Annotated in this window: 1 protein-coding gene; it reads left to right on the forward strand. The window is 47.4% G+C overall.

Annotated features, from left to right (window positions below; genetic code table 11):
* A partial coding sequence (locus R8N47_RS24490) for an ATP-binding cassette domain-containing protein (protein WP_318186013.1) occupies positions 1–600 on the forward strand: 600 nt, incomplete at its 5' end.
* Positions 601–816 lie beyond the last annotated feature (216 nt).

An 816-nucleotide genomic window follows, 5' to 3' on the forward strand; every position in this document is an offset into this window, starting at 1 on the left:
TGTCAGGGGGATGGTGTTATCAAAGTCGAGATGCACTTCTTACCAGACGTGTACGTGCCTTGTGATGTGTGTAAAGGTAAGCGCTATAACCGCGAAACACTGGAAGTACGCTACAAAGGCAAAACCATCGATGAAGTACTGGAAATGACCGTCGAGGATGCTCGCACCTTCTTCGATCCTGTTCCTGCGATTGCCCGCAAGCTGCAAACTCTAATGGACGTTGGTCTGTCTTACATTCGTTTAGGTCAAGCGGCAACCACATTATCAGGCGGCGAAGCGCAGCGAGTGAAATTGGCAAGAGAGCTATCCAAGCGTGATACGGGTAAAACCTTGTACATTCTGGATGAGCCGACAACTGGTCTGCACTTCCATGATATTCAGCAGCTATTGACCGTACTTCATCGCCTGCGCGATCACGGGAATACCGTTGTGGTTATCGAGCATAACTTGGACGTCATCAAAACAGCAGACTGGATCATCGACTTAGGACCAGAAGGCGGACAAGGCGGCGGAGAGATCATTGCCCAGGGAACACCAGAAGATGTGTCTCAGATCGAAGGTTCGCACACAGCTCGATTCCTTAAGCCTATGTTGAAATAGAAAAAACGGGTAAAGTACAAAGACCAGCCAATGCTGGTCTTTTTTCATTCAAAACAACGCAATATATATGGCTACTATACATGTAAGTGGAACCAAACTTTCTCCTGAAAAAGTACAAGTTCCTCTCAATCGCAAGTTTCTCATCGCCTTGGCCGTTCTGTTTTTACTGGCCATGCACTTTTTTATGCCCAATCCAGGTGGATCAGGGTTAGCCCT

It is taken from the genome of Vibrio sp. 2132-1 (assembly GCF_033344315.1).